Origin of the sequence: Methylobacterium tardum (assembly GCF_023546765.1) — a bacterium.
GTDB lineage: Bacteria > Pseudomonadota > Alphaproteobacteria > Rhizobiales > Beijerinckiaceae > Methylobacterium > Methylobacterium tardum.
In genome coordinates this window covers 708,564-725,562 of sequence record NZ_CP097484.1, presented here as the reverse complement: position 1 = coordinate 725,562, position 16,999 = coordinate 708,564, and the positions used below count along the sequence as shown (strand labels likewise).

General features: G+C 69.6%; 16 protein-coding genes and 2 pseudogenes. 6 read left to right on the top strand and 12 right to left on the bottom strand.

The window, feature by feature from the left end:
* Positions 1-62 precede the first annotated feature (62 nt).
* From M6G65_RS03545 to M6G65_RS03535, 3 genes are all read right to left on the bottom strand, one after another.
* The gene (locus tag M6G65_RS03545) at positions 63-272 is read right to left on the bottom strand and encodes a hypothetical protein (protein WP_238198149.1); all 210 of its coding nucleotides are present in this window, start codon (positions 270-272) and stop codon (positions 63-65) included.
* A gap of 184 nt (positions 273-456) precedes the next feature.
* Positions 457-3,870 carry an acyl-[ACP]--phospholipid O-acyltransferase gene (locus tag M6G65_RS03540; protein WP_238198147.1) on the bottom strand — a complete coding sequence of 1,138 codons (3,414 nt, stop codon included), beginning with the start codon at positions 3,868-3,870 and terminating at the stop codon, positions 457-459.
* 150 nt (positions 3,871-4,020) lie between these two features.
* Positions 4,021-4,281 (bottom strand): hypothetical protein, encoded by a 261-nt coding sequence (locus M6G65_RS03535; RefSeq protein ID WP_238198145.1) that lies wholly within the window; start codon positions 4,279-4,281, stop codon positions 4,021-4,023.
* A gap of 180 nt (positions 4,282-4,461) precedes the next feature.
* On the opposite strand from M6G65_RS03535, the gene M6G65_RS03530 reads away from it, so the two are divergent.
* The gene (locus tag M6G65_RS03530) at positions 4,462-5,472 is read left to right on the top strand and encodes an SDR family oxidoreductase (RefSeq protein ID WP_250103577.1); all 1,011 of its coding nucleotides are present in this window, start codon (positions 4,462-4,464) and stop codon (positions 5,470-5,472) included.
* Positions 5,473-5,678: 206 nt separating this feature from the next.
* Positions 5,679-6,545, top strand: a complete 867-nt coding sequence (locus M6G65_RS03525; RefSeq protein WP_238198142.1) for an MBL fold metallo-hydrolase — start codon at positions 5,679-5,681, stop codon at positions 6,543-6,545.
* A gap of 247 nt (positions 6,546-6,792) precedes the next feature.
* On the opposite strand, the gene M6G65_RS03520 is transcribed toward M6G65_RS03525, so the two are convergent.
* From M6G65_RS03520 to nthA, 3 genes are read right to left on the bottom strand one after another with little or no spacing between them, the layout of a single operon-like run.
* The gene (locus tag M6G65_RS03520) at positions 6,793-7,119 is read right to left on the bottom strand and encodes a nitrile hydratase accessory protein (RefSeq protein ID WP_238198140.1); all 327 of its coding nucleotides are present in this window, start codon (positions 7,117-7,119) and stop codon (positions 6,793-6,795) included.
* Positions 7,116-7,775, bottom strand: a complete 660-nt coding sequence (gene nthB / locus M6G65_RS03515; protein ID WP_238198138.1) for a nitrile hydratase subunit beta — start codon at positions 7,773-7,775, stop codon at positions 7,116-7,118. Before nthB ends, M6G65_RS03520 begins: the two co-directional genes overlap by 4 nt.
* Positions 7,772-8,422 (bottom strand): nitrile hydratase subunit alpha, encoded by a 651-nt coding sequence (nthA, locus tag M6G65_RS03510; RefSeq protein WP_238198136.1) that lies wholly within the window; start codon positions 8,420-8,422, stop codon positions 7,772-7,774. Before nthA ends, nthB begins: the two co-directional genes overlap by 4 nt.
* Positions 8,423-8,623: 201 nt before the next feature.
* Here nthA and M6G65_RS03505 point away from each other — a divergent pair, with 201 nt between their 5' ends.
* From M6G65_RS03505 to M6G65_RS03495, 3 genes are all read left to right on the top strand, one after another.
* Positions 8,624-9,328 (top strand): sigma-70 family RNA polymerase sigma factor, encoded by a 705-nt coding sequence (locus M6G65_RS03505; RefSeq protein ID WP_250103576.1) that lies wholly within the window; start codon positions 8,624-8,626, stop codon positions 9,326-9,328.
* A gap of 210 nt (positions 9,329-9,538) precedes the next feature.
* A complete protein-coding gene (locus M6G65_RS03500) occupies positions 9,539-11,230 on the top strand; it encodes a methyl-accepting chemotaxis protein (protein WP_250103575.1) in 1,692 nt (563 codons plus the stop codon).
* Between the two features lie 270 nt (positions 11,231-11,500).
* Complete coding sequence (locus tag M6G65_RS03495) at positions 11,501-11,719, top strand: GCG_CRPN prefix-to-repeats domain-containing protein (RefSeq protein WP_192708739.1); 219 nt, start codon at positions 11,501-11,503, stop codon at positions 11,717-11,719.
* Between the two features lie 202 nt (positions 11,720-11,921).
* Here M6G65_RS03495 and M6G65_RS03490 read toward each other — a convergent pair whose 3' ends face one another.
* The 5 genes and pseudogenes from M6G65_RS03490 to M6G65_RS03470 all read right to left on the bottom strand — a co-directional run bounded on the left by M6G65_RS03490 (position 11,922) and on the right by M6G65_RS03470 (position 15,530).
* Entirely contained in the window at positions 11,922-12,128 is a 207-nt protein-coding gene (locus M6G65_RS03490; protein ID WP_192708738.1) for a Trm112 family protein, read from the bottom strand.
* A 12-nt stretch (positions 12,129-12,140) separates the two neighbouring features.
* A pseudogene (locus tag M6G65_RS03485) lies at positions 12,141-12,808 on the bottom strand (LON peptidase substrate-binding domain-containing protein).
* A gap of 49 nt (positions 12,809-12,857) precedes the next feature.
* A pseudogene (trxA, locus tag M6G65_RS03480) lies at positions 12,858-13,771 on the bottom strand (thioredoxin).
* Between the two features lie 81 nt (positions 13,772-13,852).
* The gene (locus M6G65_RS03475; protein WP_238198128.1) at positions 13,853-14,320 is read right to left on the bottom strand and encodes a hypothetical protein; all 468 of its coding nucleotides are present in this window, start codon (positions 14,318-14,320) and stop codon (positions 13,853-13,855) included.
* Between the two features lie 232 nt (positions 14,321-14,552).
* A complete protein-coding gene (locus M6G65_RS03470; RefSeq protein WP_238198126.1) occupies positions 14,553-15,530 on the bottom strand; it encodes a glutathione S-transferase family protein in 978 nt (325 codons plus the stop codon).
* A 264-nt stretch (positions 15,531-15,794) separates the two neighbouring features.
* Between M6G65_RS03470 and M6G65_RS03465 the strand changes: the two genes are divergently transcribed.
* The gene (locus tag M6G65_RS03465) at positions 15,795-16,019 is read left to right on the top strand and encodes a hypothetical protein (protein WP_192708733.1); all 225 of its coding nucleotides are present in this window, start codon (positions 15,795-15,797) and stop codon (positions 16,017-16,019) included.
* Here the strand turns inward: M6G65_RS03465 and M6G65_RS03460 are convergent.
* Positions 16,013-16,981, bottom strand: coding sequence for an alginate O-acetyltransferase AlgX-related protein (locus M6G65_RS03460; RefSeq protein ID WP_250103574.1), 969 nt, complete (start codon positions 16,979-16,981; stop codon positions 16,013-16,015). The two genes, M6G65_RS03465 and M6G65_RS03460, sit on opposite strands and share 7 nt — an antisense overlap.
* Positions 16,982-16,999: the final 18 nt, after the last annotated feature.

Sequence of the window (16,999 nt, the reverse complement as noted above, 5' to 3'; positions counted from 1 at the left end):
CCGCGATCCCGCGCGGCGGACAAGCCCTGGACGGCTCCGGAGTCTCGGCGGCGTTCCGGCGGCTAGGCCGTGCCGACCCCGCGCAGATCCTCGAAGACCGGGCGCTCCGGCCGGTTCGGGCGCATCGGGAACAGCACCACGTTGGACGGCATCGGCGCGGGACCGGCCTCGGGCGCCGTCTTGCGAGCCTTGCCGACCTTCGACCAACGCTCGATCCGCTTGAAATACGACCGTCTTGCCAGCCAAGTCGGAATTCGCCTGCTCTTCAGCATGGTCTGCCCCTCGTCGATGCGACTCGCGACGCGAAATCCAGTCCGCCGATCCGATCGCGCCGGGTAGACCGCCGTCGATCGAATCGGAGCTGTATTCGTGATACGAGCGGATCCGCCAAAGCGTTGCATCCCCCGTTTGGATGACGCGCCGCATGGGTCGATCTGCGGGCGAGCCTGCGGGGCCTCAGGCGGCGGCCGATTCCTTCGCCCGCTCCTGGGCCAGTTTGATGACCGCCACTTGGTCGATCTTGCCGGTGCCGAGCATCGGGATCGCCTCCAGCACCACCACCTCGGCGGGGATCGCGACGTCCGAGGCGCCGCGGCCCTTGGCGAAGGTCTGGTAGGCGGCCCGGGTGGCGCCCTTCTCCTGCGTGAACAGGATCAGGCGCTCGCCCTTGCGCGGATCCGGCACGGCCGCCACCGCGCTCGGCCGATCCGGCCAGAGGTCGGCGGCCAGCGCCTCGATGCCGGCGAGCGACACCATCTCGCCCGCGATCTTGGCGAAGCGCTTGGCCCGCCCCTTGATCGTCACGAAACCCATCGGGTCTATCGCCACGATGTCGCCTGTGTCGTGCCAGCCCCCCGGCGGCGGCTCCAGGACGCCGGGCTTGTCGGCGCGCAGGTAGCCCAACATGATGTTGGGGCCGCGCAACGACAGGCGGCCGCCCTCCTCGATTCCCGGCACGGGCTCCAGGCGGGTCTCGATCCCCGGCAGGATCCGCCCGACCGTGCCGAAGCGGTTGAACATCGGCGTATTGAGGGCGACGACGGGCCCGCACTCGGTGACGCCGTAGCCTTCGAGGATGCGCAGGCCGAACTTCTCCGCCCAGGTCTTGCGGGTCGTCTCCTTCACGGCCTCGGCGCCGGCCACGACGTAGCGCAACGAGCGCAGGTCGTAGGAATGGGCGGCGCGGGCGTAGCCAGTCAGGAACGTGTCGGTCCCGAACAGCACCGTGCTGTTCGAGCCGTAGATCAGCTCCGGCACGATCCGGTAATGCAGCGGCGACGGGTAGAGGTAGACCGGCACGCCCGAGACCAGCGGCAAGACCAGCCCGGCCGTCAGGCCGAAGGCGTGGAACACCGGCAGAACGTTGAACACCTTGTCCATCGGCCCGAAGTCGATCCGGGCCGCCACCTGCGCCACGTTAGCGAGCATGCAGCGGTTGGCGAGCACCACACCCTTGGGCGTGCCCTCGCTACCGGACGTGAACAGCACCGCGCCCGGATCCTCCCCGGCGCGCGCCACCAGGGGGCGGCGGGGTGCGAGGAACCCCCGGATCTTGTCCCCGGTCGTGACGGTGGCGCGCACATCCTCCAGGTAGATCAGCTCGACCGAGCCGCGGATCGCCTCGACGAGCGGCCCGAGCCGCCCCTTGTCGATGAAGGCCCGGGACGTCAGGATCCGGTTCACCTCGGCCGCCTTGCAGGCGGAGAGGACGTTGGCGGGACCGGCCGAGAAATTGATCATCGCCGGCACCCGGCCGGCGGAGGCGAGGGCGAACAGCGTCACCGCGGCGCCGTTGGCGTTCGGCAGCATGAGTCCGATCCGGCCGCCCTCCGGCGCCAGCGGCATGAGCTTGCGGCCCAGGATGTTGGCGCCCATCACCAGGCGGCCGTAGCTGAGCCGCCCGCCGACCGGGTCCTCGAGAGCGTTGCGGCGCCAGCCGTGAAGCTCGCCCGCCTCGATCAGCGCCGCCATCAGTCCGCGGTCCGTATCGGCGGTGCGGAACAGGAGGTCCGACATGATCCCGTAGAGGGCCGCGCCCGCCGCCTGCCGCCGGGCCTTGCCTTTGAGCGCGGGATCCACCGTCAGGCGCACCGGCGGCATCACCGTCACGGTCACTTTGGGCCACCAGCGGCGGCGCACCTGCCCGCGCGACAGGCGCGAGAAGACGGTGCGCTCGAGGCCGTCGAGCTTCACCGGCACGACCATCGCGCCCGACTTGTCGGCGATCAGCCCGGCGCCGTCATAGATCTTCATCAGGCTGCCGGTGACGGTCAGCCGGCCCTCGGGGAAGATGATCAGGGTCTCGCCGCCCTTGACGGCGTTGATCAGCGTCCGGGTGGCGAGGGGGCGCGTCGGGTCGAGGGGCATCGCCTTGGTGACCCGCAGGAACGGCTTCACCCACCAGCGCTGGGCGATGCCGCTGTCGATGGCGAAGACCGGCTCCTGCTCCAGAAGGGACAGGGCCAGCGGCGCGTCGAGGAACGACACGTGATTAAGCGCCACGATGGCGTTCGGCCCGGCCGCCGCGAGGTTGTCGAAGCCGCGGACCTCCAGCCGGTAGAAGGCCCGGAACAGGATCGACAGGGCGTCGCGGAACGGGCTGGTCGGCAGGGTCGCGAACACGACCGCACCCACGATCAGGTTCAGCACCGCCAAGACGGCGAGCAGGCTCGCGATCGTCAGGCCCGCGCCCTGCAGCGCCGCCAGCGCCAGGGTGCCGGCGACCATGAAGGCCGCCGTCATGACGTTGACGGCGCCGATGATCCGCGCGCGCATCGCCTTCTCGGCCCAGGCCTGCACGGCCGCGAAGGACGGGACGATGTAGAGGCCGCCGGAGATCGCCAACCCGAGGAAGTCGATCCCGGTGCGCAGACCGTGACCGGTCCGGAGGAAGGCGAGCGGGCCGATCGCCTCGGCGGGCGGTGCCGGCAGGTAGCCGATCGTCCAGGCGAGGTCGAGGCCGAACAGGCCCATCAGCACCGCGCCGACCGGCGTCGGCAGCAGCACGATCCGGCCGCTGGCGAGCCACGAGGCGAGGCCGGAGCCCACCGCGATGCCGATCGAGAACAGGGCCAGCAGCAGGGTGATCACGGTCTCGGTGCCGTTGAAGGCGCCGCGCACCAGCACGGGCAGCAGCGACAGCACCACCACGCCGACCAGCCAGAACCAGCTCACAGTCAGTGAGCCGCGCCACAGGCGCGTGTCGGCCCAGAGGTCACGCAGCAGGGCGTAGGTCGAGCGGGCGACGTTCGGGTCGACGCGCAGGTCCGGGGCCCCCTCCCCGGTCGCCGGGATCATCCGAGCCGAGAGCCAGCACAGGACGGCGAAGCCCATCACCAGGGCGCCGAACAGCAGGCCCGAGCCGCCCATCGCCGAGGCCGCGCCGGCCGCGATCGTGCCGAGCAGGATCGCCAGGAAGGTCGCGGCCTCGACCAGGGCGTTGCCGGCGGGCAGTTCCTCGCGCTTCAGGTGGTCCGGCAGGATGCCGTATTTGATCGGGCCGAACAGGGCCGCGATCGTACCGAACAGGCCCAGCGCCACGAACAGCACCGGCACGGAGTGAAGCAGGAAGCCCAGCACGGCGGTGCCGGCCGCGAAGATCTCGGCGAATTTCAGCCGCCGGGCCATCAGCGCCTTGTCGTACCGGTCGGCCCACTGGCCGCCGAGACCCGACAGGATGAAGAACGGCCCGATGAAGACGGCGCTCGCGAGGGTGACCAGGACGCCCGCATTGGCGTCCGCCTGGCCACCGATCCCGAACAGGATCAGGAAGGCGAGCGCGTTCTTGAGGAAATTGTCGTTGAACGCGGAGAAGAACTGGCACCAGAACAGCGGCGCGAAGCGCCGCGCAGTCATCAGGGTACGGAACATGGCGATCTCTCGGTTCCGAACCTGACTGGCCTACCAGATACGCTCAGGTCAAATCGGCCCGTTGAGAACGCACAGCCATCACGGTCGTGCCGAATGCTCGCCGTGCGAGCCGGCACCTCTGAAGATCAGCCCGCCGCGGCGCGGCCGCCTTCAAGCCTTCCAGACGATCCGGTCCTTCCGGCGGGAGCGGAATCCGAGACGCCGCTCGATCAGGGCACGCAGGGAGGCGCCGAGGTCGTAGGACCGGTCGACGTGGGTCACCAGCGTGGCAGCCACGAGGAGGAGAGCACCGGCCGCGCAGGCCGGCACCAGCAGCAGGAAGGTCAGGACCATCCCGACCGCCGTTCGCTCCCCGAGGGAAGCCTGCGGCCAGGGATCGATGGGCAGGGAGAAGCGTCGTCCATAATGCATGGTTTCGACCCTCGATGTCCGCACCGGGCGGTACAGGCAGTCAACAGCGGTCTTCAGCGGTCGTTGCGTGGTCGATTCCAAAATCAGCGCCGCCGTGACGATTCGGCGTGTGGAAGCGACGCAACTGCGGCGCTCGATCCGTGTTGCCGGATCGAACTTTCGTCGTCGCATGAGGTGGGTATGGCACGGGTGGCGGTCGTTACCGGGGGCACCGCCGGGATCGGTCTCGCAACGGCCCATCGGCTCGCCGCCGGCGGCTGGTCGGTGGCCATCATCGCGCGCGACCCGGGTCGGCTCGCCGCGGCGGAACGGGCGCTTGCCGCCTACGGCCAGCCCGTCCTGGCGATCAGCGCCGATGTCGCCGATCCGCAGGCCGTCGATGCCGCCGCCGAGCGCGTGGAACGGGAGCTCGGCCCGATCCGCGCCTGGGTCAACAACGCCATGTCGACCATCGTGAACCCGGCCGACCAGATCACGCCGGACGAGTACCGGCGGGTCACCGAGACCACCTATCTCAGCCAAGTCTACGGGACGCTCGCCGCCCTGCGCTTCATGAAGCGGCGCAACCGCGGCGCGATCATCCAGGTCTCGTCCGGCCTCGCGATCCGGGCGGCGCCGCTGCAGGCGCCCTACTGCGCGGCGAAATTCGCGGTCTCGGGCTTCACTGATGCCCTGCGCTGCGAGCTGCTTCACGACCGGGTCGATGTCAGCCTCAGCGTCGTCTACCTGCCGGCGGTCAACACGCCCCAGTTCAACTGGGCGCGCAACCGCACCGGGCATCGCCAGTATGCACCTGATCCGGTCTTCGACCCGCGGCTCTGCGCCGAGGCGATCCTGTACGCCGTCGAGCATCCGCGCCGGGAAGTCTGGGTCGGGCGCTCGCCGATGATGATGGCCGCCGCCCAGGCCCTGGCGCCGGCGCTCGCCGACCGCAAGGCCGCCTCCATGTGGTCGGCGCAGCTCTCCGACGAGACCATCCCGGAAATGGACGGCAACCTCTACGAAGCCGTGCACGGCCCGGTCGGGATCGATGGGCGGTTTTTCGGGCGGACAAAGGCAAGCCGTGGCGAGTTCGTCACGAGCCGCACCCGGGATCTCGTGGTCGGCGGTCTCGCCGGATTGGCGCTGATCGGGCTCGCTGGCACCGTCCACGCCGCCCGCTCGGCGCGCCGGCTGCCGGGGCGGACGTGACGGCTGCGCCTGTACGCGCCGCCTGTTACATCCATTCCGGTTGAAAGGGCTGCCGCCGTCCCTGCGCGCGGAGCGAAGCCATCCAGGTGCGCTGCGCTGAACGAGGTCGCGCTGCCCTGGGTCGCTTCGCTCCGCTCGCGATGACGGAGAAGGCGACGTCAACCGGGGCCGTATCACACGCACCGCCCTCAGGAAGGTCCGAGACGATGCCAGGCTACCTGCCCTTCGCGGGCGCCCTGAAGCTGCCCGCCTACACCTGCGACAATTGCGGGTTCTGGCAGCGCCACTTCGAAACGCCCGCCGCCTGCCCGCTATGCCTCGATGCCCGTCACGTGGTGCCGCAGGACGGCTGGCGGTTCCGCACCGCGCGGGAGGCGCAGGACGCCTTCCCGTGTCACTGGCAGGAGCTGGAGCCGGGCGTGTGGCGGTTCTGGAACGAGCCGGTCTCGGGCATCGGCCCCTCCGCCTACCTGATCCAGACCGAGCACGGAAATCTGGGCTTCGAAGGGTGCCCGGTCTTCAGCGAGGCCGCCCTCGACCAGATCGCCCGGCTCGGCGGCATGGCGGTGCTCTCGGCCTCGCACCCGCATTCCTACGGGGCGCTGCCGCAACTCCAGGACCGGTTCGATCCGGAACTGTGCCTGCCGGCAGCTGACTTCACCTGGAGTGCGGCCCTGCAGGTGAGCTGGCCCTACGACGACTTCCTCGAGCCGCTTCCAGGCCTGGAGCTGCACCGCACCGCCGGTCACTTCGACGGCCACGCCGTCCTCTACGACCGGTCACGCAAGATCTGCTTCTGCGGCGACGCGCTGAAGTTCGAACTCGACCCGGCGGATTTCCGGCGGGCGACCACGATCTCGGCCCACAAGGCCTTCGTGCGTGGCGTGCCGCTCACCCCGAACGAGCTGCGCCGCTACCGGGACGTGTTCGAACGCCTCGACTTCGTCCAGACCTGGACGCCCTTCGAGCCGGCGGGCAATTGCGGGCGGCCGGAGGTGCTGGCACTCCTCGACCAGCTGATGAGCGGCCGGTCGCACGCTGCCCCCGTGCCGCTCGATGGGCTGCGGGTTTAGGGGGCAGGGCCGGGTTCGCGGATCGGCGGCCCGGCCCACCGTCCCGTTGTTCCGGGGCGCCGCAGGCGAGCCCGGAACCCAGAGCCGCCGACGGAGCAAGTTCTTTGAGCGGGTGCGCGTCTGGTTCCGGGCTCCGCTGCGCGGCCCCGGAATGACGGCCTGGAGTGGCACAGCTGCCGTCGTGCGCGCCAACCGCCCTCGATGGGCCGAGCGCGGCTCGCAGGCCTGTCGCGACCACGCGTAATCATCAGCGTGGCCGATAGAGCGGATCATTCTCCAGGCGGATCGGCTGGCCGTGGGGCGTCGCCGCGGCGGCGCGCAGGAACGCTTCGGTGCGCGCAGCGACGCTCTCCGATCCGGCCACGCCGCGCTCGGCCAGGATTGTCTCCAGCGTCGCCAGCCACGCGCCGTAATCGGCCGCGCGCTCAGGACCATCCGTGGGTCGGATCTCCCGGCCGATCCGGTCCGCCCATTCCGACCACGTGAACAGCCCGGCCTCCTGCAGAGAGACCACCAGGGCGAAGACCTGCGCCTCCCAGGGCGCCGCGAAGTTGCTCGGAGTCGGTTCGGTCACGCGGGGTCCAGGTAGGGTTCGAAGGCCGCCACGGTGACGACGCCGCCCGGATCGCCGCTCTCGCCCCAGAGGTCCTGCGCGGTGAAGGCGACCGTGTAGAGCCAGGTCGGGTTCTCGCCCGCCCGATAGGCGTTGGTGTCGGGGAAGACGAAGACCCCGTCGACACGCATGATTCGGCCGCGCTTGCCGCGCACGTAGCGCGGCAGCCGCGTATGGCCGGTCGGGTGGATGTTGCGCGCCAGGACCCTGTCGCCGACCGCGAAGCGCGCGGGGGCATCGGCGGCGCGGCTGCTCGGGAAGCCGGCCCGGAAGCGTTCCTCCAGGCCCTCGCGGGCCAGGATGCGGGCCACGGGCTTGGCCGGCTCCGCGGATCGGCCGGCCTCGATCTCGGCCTGCGTCGCAAGGCCAGTCGCGGCGACCTGCTTCTCCAGAGCTCTCAGCCAGATCTCGTAGTAGCTCGACGCGAGGTATTCGGCCGGCGGCAGGGACTCGCGGTTAGCACGGCTGCCGTCGAGGTTCCAGGCGCCGGTGTATCCCATGGCCATCGCCAGCGCGAAGACGCGCCGCTCCCACGCGGCATGGAAGACCGGCTCGTCCGGCTCCGGCACCACCGGCCCGAAACCGTGCGCGCCGCCGAGATCCTGGGCGCCGTTCATACCGTCATCTCCACGGGCGCGGCCGGGATGGCCGTGGGCAGGCCGGTCCCGATCATGGAATCGCGGGTGACGAGGGCGGCCAGCGCCTCTTCGGAGAAGCCCTCGGTCTGCGCGGGTCGCATCGGCAGGACCATGTAGCGGGTCTCGGCGGTCGAATCCCAGACGGTGATCCGGGTGGTCTCCGGCAGCGTCACCCCGAACTCGGCCAGCACACCGCGGGGATCGATCACCGCCCGGGCCCGGTAGGGTGGCGCCTTGTACCAGACCGGCGGCAGGCCGAGCACCGGCCAGGGGTAGCAGGAGCACAGCGTGCAGACGACGAGGTTGTGGGTCTCGGGCGTGTTCTCGACCACCACCATGTGCTCGCCGCCACGACCGCCGATGTCGAGTTCGGCGATGGCCGGTGTGGCGTCGGCCAGAAGGCGCGCCCGGTAATCAGGATCCACCCAGGCTCGGGCGACCACGCGGGCGCCCGCATGCGGGCCGACCTTGGTCTCGTAGAGTTCGACCAGGGCATCGAGGGCCGCCGGGTCGATATAGCCCTTCTCGGTGAGCAGAGATTCGAGCGCCCGCACCCGCGCCTCCACGGGGCTCAGATCGCTACCGTGATCGTGATCATGATCGTGATGCGCGTGATCGTGGCTCATCCCGCTCTCTTCCCCGCACGCTACCACGTGCGCATCGCGCCGCCATCCTGCGCGCCACGATATACCAATCGTCGCGCCTCCGAACACCTTGCCCAAACAACCCGATGGGGTCGGGAGCGTTTGGCATCGGTTCAGAATTATGCAGGTACCGACGTTAGATCGATTCCAGTATACCAACTGGAGAGGATTCAGGGTACGGCCATGATGGATGACGCCGCGAAGCCGGCAGCCGAGCCGGGGCATGACCGGAGCGCGGGCGCTTATGCGGCGGTCCTCGGCCAGCATCTCGCCCTGCCGATCCGAGACTATTTCAAGGTCGCCGAGCAGGAGCCTCTGCCCGCGCAGCTCGCCACGCTGGTGGCGCGCTTCGAGGCGGCCATCGCGGCGCACGGTCAGAGCGTGGCCTTCGATTTCCGGACCGACATCATCAAGGCGCTTCCGGCCCTGCGCACCTTCGCTCTGTCGCTGGTCGGGGATGTGAGCCGCGCCGACGATCTCGTGCAGGAAACCTTCGTCAAAGCCTGGGCCAACCAAGCGCGGTTCAGGCCCGGCACGAACTTCACCGCGTGGCTGTTCACCATCCTGCGCAATCAGTTCTACTCGGAGCTGCGCAAGCACCGGCGCGAGGTCGAGGACGTGGACGGGACCCATGCCGGCCAGATGACCAGCCCGTCCGACCAAGAGGATGCCAGCACGCTCAAGGTGGTCTGGGAGCGCCTCGGCGGCCTGCCGGCAGCGCAACGACAGGCGCTGCTGCTGGTCGGCGCCGAAGGGCACACCTACGAGGAGGCCGCGACCCTGCTCGGCTGTCAGGTCGGCACCGTGAAGAGCCGGGTCAGCCGGGCGCGATCGTCGCTGCTCGATACCCTCGGCGTTGTGGTGGCCGGGCAGGTCCCGTCGGCGTGACGCCTACCTGCCGCCGCATCGGGTGAGCCGATGCCCGGGGTCCGAGGGTGCCCCTCGGCGCCGTGTCGCGAAGCGCATGACACACGCTGTGGTGGAGTTGTTCCGCCGCGTCCGGGTTTAATTTCGCTTTAAGGTTGAGATCCCAAAAGCGTCCCATCAGCTGCGACGGGACCGTACTGATATTCGCGCCTGTTCCCTCTTGCTCGGCGGATGAATACCCTCAAGAATCTCAAGCTCATCAGCAAGCTGGCGATCCCGGTCACGATCCTGATCGCGGTCTCTCTCGGGATGGTCCTGCTGGCGCGATCCAACCTGAACACGCTGGACGCGATCACCCGCGACACCGTCGAGGTCAGTGCCGGGCGCGTCATCCGCGTCCAGCAACTCGCCTTCGCCATCGGCGAGACAACGATCCGCGACAAGAACGCGATCATCGAGACGGATCCGAGCGTGCTCGCCCGGCAGGCCAAGCAGTTCGAGGCGGACAAGAACCGCGCCCTGACGCTGGCCGACGAGCTGATCGCGCTCTCCAGCTCGCCGGAGCGCCGCGCCGTCAACGCGGCGATCAAGTCTCAGCTCGTGACCTATCTCTCCTCAGTCGAGAAGGGCATGGGCTATGGCTTGGCGGGCGATAAGCAGATGGCCGCCAAGATTTCCGGGAGCGCGAGCCGCGACGTCCGGCTGAAGCTGATTGATGAGCTCAACGGCCGCATCACCGAGAACCAGCGTGATTTGAAGGCCGCGCAGGAGCGCGCCGCCGAGATCGCCGCCTCGGCCGCGACGACGCTGACGGTCCTGGCGGCTGTCGGCCTGCTGGCCGCGACCGGCCTGCTCGCTGCGATCGCGGTCTTCGGGGTGGCGCGCCCGCTGAACGCGATGGCGGCCGATATGGGTCGCTTGGCGGCCGGTGACCTGGACGTGTCGGTCGTCGGGACCGAGCGCCGGGACGAGGTCGGCTCTCTGGCCCGCTCGCTGCAGGTGTTCAAGGAGAACGCCGTGGAGGCGCGTGCCCTGGCGGCCGCCCAGGAGGCGGAGAACCAGGCCAAGATGCGCCGCGCCAACGTGCTCGACGACCTGACCCGCAGCTTCGAGCGCAGTGTCTCCGTGCTGACCCAGAGCCTCGCGGGGGCGGCCACCGAGATGGAGGCCACCGCGCGGGCGATGACCGCCACCGCCGACGAGACCACGGACCAGAGTGTCTCGGCGGCCGGCGCCGCCCAGCAGACTTCCGCCAACGTGCAGACGGTGGCGGCGGCCAGCGAGGAGATGTCGGCCTCCGTCGCCGAGATCGTCCATCAGGTGAGCCACTCGTCGCGGATCGCCGACGAGGCCGTCGAGACGGCGCGCCGGACCGACGCGACCGTGCAGAGACTGACCGGCACGGCCGAGCGCATCAGCACGGCGGTCTCGTTGATCACCGACATCGCCAGCCAGACCAACCTGCTGGCGCTCAACGCCACGATCGAGGCGGCGCGGGCCGGCGAGGCGGGGCGCGGCTTCGCGGTGGTCGCCGCCGAGGTGAAGGAACTGGCCGGTCAGACCGGCCGGGCCACCGGTGAGATCGGCGAGCGCATCGCGGAGATCCAGTCCGCCACGCGGGAAGCCGTCGCCGACATCCAGCAGATCGCCCGCGTGATCGGCGACATGTCCGCCTACACGGCGAGCATCGCCGCCGCCATGGAGGAGCAGGGCGCGGCGACGCAGGAGATCACCCGCAACGTCCAGGAGGCCGCCCGCGGTACAGAGCAGGTCACCCACAACATCGGTGCGGTGCGGACGGGGGCCGGCCAGACGAGCGCGGCCGCCACGCAGGTTCTCAGCTCGGCGCAGGAGCTGGCCCGGCATTCGGAGAGCCTCACGCACGAGGTCTCGGCTTTTCTGGCCGGCGTGAAAGCGGCCTGATCCAGCCTTTCGCCCATTCGAGGCCCGCCCGGCATTCGCCGCGGCGGGCTTCGTCGTTGCGGCGGCCGTGTTCCCGTCCTCGGTCCGGGACGGGTGCCGATCCGGCGCCTGGCTGAGCCGGCGGCCAGCCTGTGCTGTTACATAACGTTACGTCCCGGGCCGGACTGCAAAACTGGAGCAACGCCTCGACGCCACGGTCCTGCGGTGGCGCCGCAGAAGCCTCCCGCTCGGACGCGGGCTCGCAGACGGTCGTCCCGGAGGAGATGTCCGATGAAGAAGCCCCTGCTCGCGGTGATCGGTCTGATCGCGTTCTCGGCCACCCTGGGCTCAGCCACGGCACCCGCCTCCGCGCTGGGCGCCTGCGGTCCGAACGGCCACCGCAATGCCTGGGGCCGCTGCGTGTGGGGCGGGCAGAACCAGGCCTGGTGCCTGCGCCATCGCGGCCGTGTCGCAGGCTACGGCCCGTACGGAACGCGGTGGTGCCGCTGATCCAGTATCGGGTCTCGCGAGCGGAACCACCAGCGGTCGCGCCATCAAGTGGGCTTTGAGAAAGCCGGATGTGGATGGCTCCCAGCCGTCCACATCAGGTCGTCCGAGGACCGTCGGGCAAGCCGGCGGCGTTTCGCCCGCGGATCGCCCACTGAAGCGCGGCGCTCGCTGCGGCGCGATCGCGGCCGAGACCCGGCGCCACTCACTCGGTCAGCGGCCGGGCCTCCTCCGGCAGCATGATCGGGATGCCGTCGCGGATCGGGTAGGCGAGCTTCGCCGAGCGGCTGATCAGCTCCTGCCGGGCGGAATCGTATTCCAGAGTGCCCTTGGTCAGCGGGCAGACCAGGATCTCCAGCAGCTTCGGGTCGACGCGGGTCGCCTCGACGGGGGCGGTGAGGTCGTTGGACATCGGTGGTGCAACCTATTGCATCGGCGATTCGGGGCCCGAACCGCGAACCAGTTCCATCTGCGTGACCGCGATCAGGATCTCGGCCCGGGTCTTCAGGTCGGGGGCCTCCAGCATCGCCTGCTTCTCCCGTACGCCGAACGGGCTCATCATGCACAGAGCGTTGACCAGCGCCTCGTCGGGCGCCTCGTCGATCCCGGCCCAGTCCACCTTGAGATCGTTCGATTCCACGAAGTCGCGCAGCGCCTTGAGGACTCCTCGCGGTCGACATGCTCCTCGCCCGCCCGCGGCTCGAAGTCCACCGCGAAGGCGTCGTAGGAGACGTGGCAGCGCCGGTAGGGACCGACCGAGGCGATCTCGCTCTCCACCCGGAACCGGCTGATGCCGGTCAGCGAAATCAGGTAACGGCCGTCGCCGGTCTCGGCATATTGCGTCACGCGGCCCGCGCAGCCGACGCGGTAGAGCTTCGGGTTCGCCGCCGCACCCGGGCTCTCGGGATCGGGCTGGATCATGCCGATGATCCGGTCCGTGCGCATGGCGTCATCAACCATCGCCAGGTAGCGCGGCTCGAAGATGTTCAGCGGCATCTGCCCGCGGGGAAGCAGGAGCGCCCCCGACAGGGGGAACACCGGGATCACGGCCGGGCAGTCCGCGGGGCCCTTGTAGCTCGCATGGGTGCTCATGGCGCCTCCCAGAGGGACCGATGGGTGGGCCGGCGCGCGAGCCGGCGCCTCACGAGAACAGAAGCGCCGAGAGCTTGCGCCGGCCGCGGATCGTGTCGGGGTCCATCACGCCCCAAGCCTCGAAGAACTGCAGCAGCTGCTTGCGCGCCCCGTCCTCGTTCCAGTCCTTGTCGCGCTTGCGCAGCTCGATCAGCTGATCGACGGCCGGCCGCGCTCGCCCCGCGCCGCGAGGCCGAGCGCGAGATCGAACCGGGCCTGATGCGCATCCGGATTGGCCTCCACCTCCCGTTGCAGCCCCGCGAGATCGCCCAGGGAGGCGGCCTGCTCGGCGAGTTCGAGGGCGGCGCGGACGCCGGCGAGGGCCGGATCGCCGGCCTTCGCCTCTGGGACCATCGCCAGCACGCGCTTGGCGTTCTCGATCTCGCCCGCGTCCAGCTGCATCTTGGCGAGGCCCGCCAGTGCCGTGACATTGTCGGGCTGCTGCTCGAGCACGGCGGCGTAGATCTCGGCGGCGCCCGCAAGGTCGCCTTCCTCGATCAGGCTGGCCGCATCGGCGAGCGCCGCCTCGACCGGATCTTGCACCGGGCCGGCGACGCGCCCGATCAGCTCCTTGATCTGGCTCTCGGGCACCGCGCCCATGAAGCCGTCGACCGGCTGGCCCTTCTGGAAGACGATCACCGCCGGGATCGACTGGATGCCGAGCTGGCCCGCGATCGAGGGATGCTCGTCGATGTTCATCTTGACCAGGGCAACGGCGCCGGCGGCCTCCCGGACGACCTTCTCCAGCACCGGGGTCAGCTGCTTGCACGGCCCGCACCAGGGCGCCCAGAAGTCGACCAGCACCGGCCGGTGCATCGACGCGGCGATCACGTCCTGGCGGAAGCCCGCGGTCGTGGTGTCCTTGATCAGGGAGCCGGTATCGCCGGCCGGGACGCCGCCCCCGGCGAGGGTGTCGTTGAGCATCGGTCTCGCTTCGGAACCTTTTTCGTGGAGGGCCTTAAATGGGGCTTCCGAGGTCGTCTGACCAGCCCGAACGCCGTCGGCTCAGCGGGCCGGTGCGGCGCCGGGCGCCCCGGCCGCCGCCTTGGCGGCCGTCACGAACGTTCCCGCGAAAGCTCGGCCATCGGCCGCGTTGGCTTCGCAGGTGATGGCGGTGCGGCCGGGTTCCAGTGTGGAGAAGCGGCAGGCGCCGATCGCCAGGGTGGGACCGGCATCCTTGCCGATCGTCACGACATTGATCGGCTGGAGCGGGTCGGTCTCTTCAGTGGCCTCCTGCTGGGCGCCGTTGCCGCTGAAGCTGACCGTCTGACCGTCGGCGGTGGTAAAGTCGAAGCTCGTCCGGTTCCGGCTCACCGCGTTCGTCAGGACGTTGCTGCAGGATTGGCTCAGGTCCTGCGGGCCGATCATCAGCTTCTCGCAGGTGCCTTCCAACCGCAACGCCGCCTGGGCCCGCGCCGCGGACGGCAGGCTGATAAGGGCGCAGAGCAGCGCGAGGCGCAGGCTGTTGGTCATGGCGTGTCAGGCATCCTCCGGTTGAGAGCCGAATTAGGCGCGCCCTGACGGCCGTCGAGGGGCACGGCACATTGTCCGGCCTCGGACGGGCGGCAGCCGGCTGGACGCGCCCGCTTCGTCCCGCGGGCGAGGCAAGCCAGCGACGGCACGCTCGCGCATGTCCCGCGCCCCTGGCTTGCCTCGCTTCGCTCGCAAAAACCCGGGGAAAAGCCAGGCCGATGGGAGAAGCCCGCTAAGCGCCGAACCGCAGGGCACGGTCGTTCGGGGCCGAGAAGTCCAGATCCGGTCCGAGCGGCACGATCCCAGTCGGATTGATGGTCGGATGGCTCTCGTAATAGTGCCGCTTGATGTGAGTCAGGTTCACCGTCGGCGCGATGCCGGGAAGGGCATAAAGATCGCGCAGGTAATTCGACAGGTTCGGATAATCGGCGATCCGGCGCTTGTTGCACTTGAAGTGGCCGACATAGACCGCGTCGAACCGCACCAATGTGGTGAACAGACGGATATCCGCCTCGGTCAGCCGGTCGCCGCAGAGATAGCGGTTCCGGTCGAGCCGCTCCTCCAGCGCGTCGAGTTCCGCGAACAAGGCCTCAAAGGCACTCGCGTAGGCATCCTGCGCGGTGGCAAATCCCGCCTTGTAGACGCCGTTGTTCACACGGTCGTAGACGCGGGCATTCAGGCGGTCGATCTCGGTGCGCAGGTCTTCGGGGTAGAGATCCGGCCCGGTGCCGCCGAAGGCATCGTTCAGCATCCGCAGGATCTCGGCGGATTCGTTCGACACGATGGTCGCGCGCTGCCGGTCCCACAGCACCGGCACCGTCACGCGGCCGCTATAGGACGGGTCGGCCGCCAGATACACCTCGTAGAGGCGCCGGGCACCGTGGATCGAGTCCGGCGTCGCGCCGGGCGCATCGCCGAACACCCAGCCCTCCGCGCCCATATGCGGATCGACCACCGAGACGGTGACCGCCGCCTCCAGTCCTTTGAGGGCACGCCCGATCAGCGTGCGGTGGGCCCAGGGGCAGGCCAGCGAGACGTAGAGGTGGTAGCGGCCGGGCTCGGCGCGAAAGCCGCCCTCGCCCGACGGGCCCGGTGCTCCGTCCGCGGTCACCCAGTTGCGGAAGGCCGAGGCCTTGCGCTCGAAGCGCCCGCCCGTCGCGGCGGTGTCATACCATTGGTCGCGCCAGACGCCGTCTACGAGGAGACCCATCGCCCTATCCCGTTCCCGGTGAGATCCCGGACGAGATGGGCACGGTGCGGCACGCGGAAAGTCGGCCGGATGAATTCTTGAGGCCGCGTTAACTCCGGCATGCGCGCGGCGTTCGTTCCCGGCCGCCCGCGAATTCCGCGCAAGGCAGGTTTGCACGCACCCTTCTGTTGCAGTGCAGCAAGATCGGCCATCTCTCAAGCGCTCGCCCGCCGCATGTCCGAAGGACTGCCCGATCTCGGCGGGACATCGAACGGAGGTGGAGTGATGTCGTTCGCGCTGGTGCCCGTTGCCGAGGCGGCCCTGTTCACGTTCGGGTGCCTGGTGATCCATGCCCTGCGGCGCCACGCGGACGTGGTCACGGCGACGCTCGCGTGCCTTGCAACCCTCCTGGTGCTGATGATCGGGATCGCCTACGCGCCGGAATCCTTCGCGCAGTATCAGGCGGCGAGCATCAGCGATTTCACACGCATGGATCCGGCGATCTACTGAAGCTCGGGCGTAGGTCGCTTCTCGTCCAGGCCCTCTTTCTGGATCCGCGCGAGGCGGCCTCCGGTCCCCCGCTGGCCCGCGACAGCGACGTCGTAATCGTCGCTCGGAGTCCGGGCCAGGAAGCGTTCGGCCAGCTCGAAGAGCAGGATGTCGGGCCGGACGCGCTCGATATAGGCCCAGTCGAGGCTCGGCGACCAGACGAAGTGGACCTCGTGGAAGCTCTCGGCGAGCAGACCCGTCAGCAGGAACGGGTCGAAATGCGCGCAGGAATCGCCGAACAGCACGAGACGGCGCGGATCGGCGGTCGGCGCCTCGTTCCGGTAGATGACATGCGCGCCGACATGCACCTCCCGGTCGCGCCCCTGCGCCTCGTAGGCGGCGAGATAGGCGCCCGTCTCGACCCGTTTGGCATCGCGCTGCAGCATGAACCGCTCGACCCGCTCGCGCGGTCGTTCGGGAAGCTTCTCGCCGAGGTCCATGAGCTGGTCCGAGACGGTGCCGGGGCGCGTGCCGATATCGGCAGGCGGGATTGCCCCGAGCGCCCGCATGATCTCGCGATAGGCCAGCAGGCATCCCTGCGCCGTCCAGTGCGTGTCGGTGCGCAGGTAGAGCGGCACCGGCCCGTTCCGGGCCGCACGCAGCGGGGCCAGAAGATCGAGATAGGCCGGGTGACGCGCGAGATATCGCGCCAGACGCCGAGTCGAGGCCCTGGCGGGCGCGTAGCGCAGGCCATCGGTCTTGTCGTCGTAGACCGACAGCTTCTCCGGGACGATCACGTGGAGGCAGCGGATGCCGAGGCTGTCCGCCCGCCGCGCCCGCGCCCGGATCAGCCGCACCCAGCCCCGGAGCAGCAGCCAGTGCCGCAGGCCGCCCCGGTACCGTTCCAGGACGCGGTTGGTGCCGCCGGTGAGAAACAACCAGCCGCCGCGGCCGACATGTACGCTTTCCCTGCCTGCAGACATGGCGGTGCTTTAGCCGCA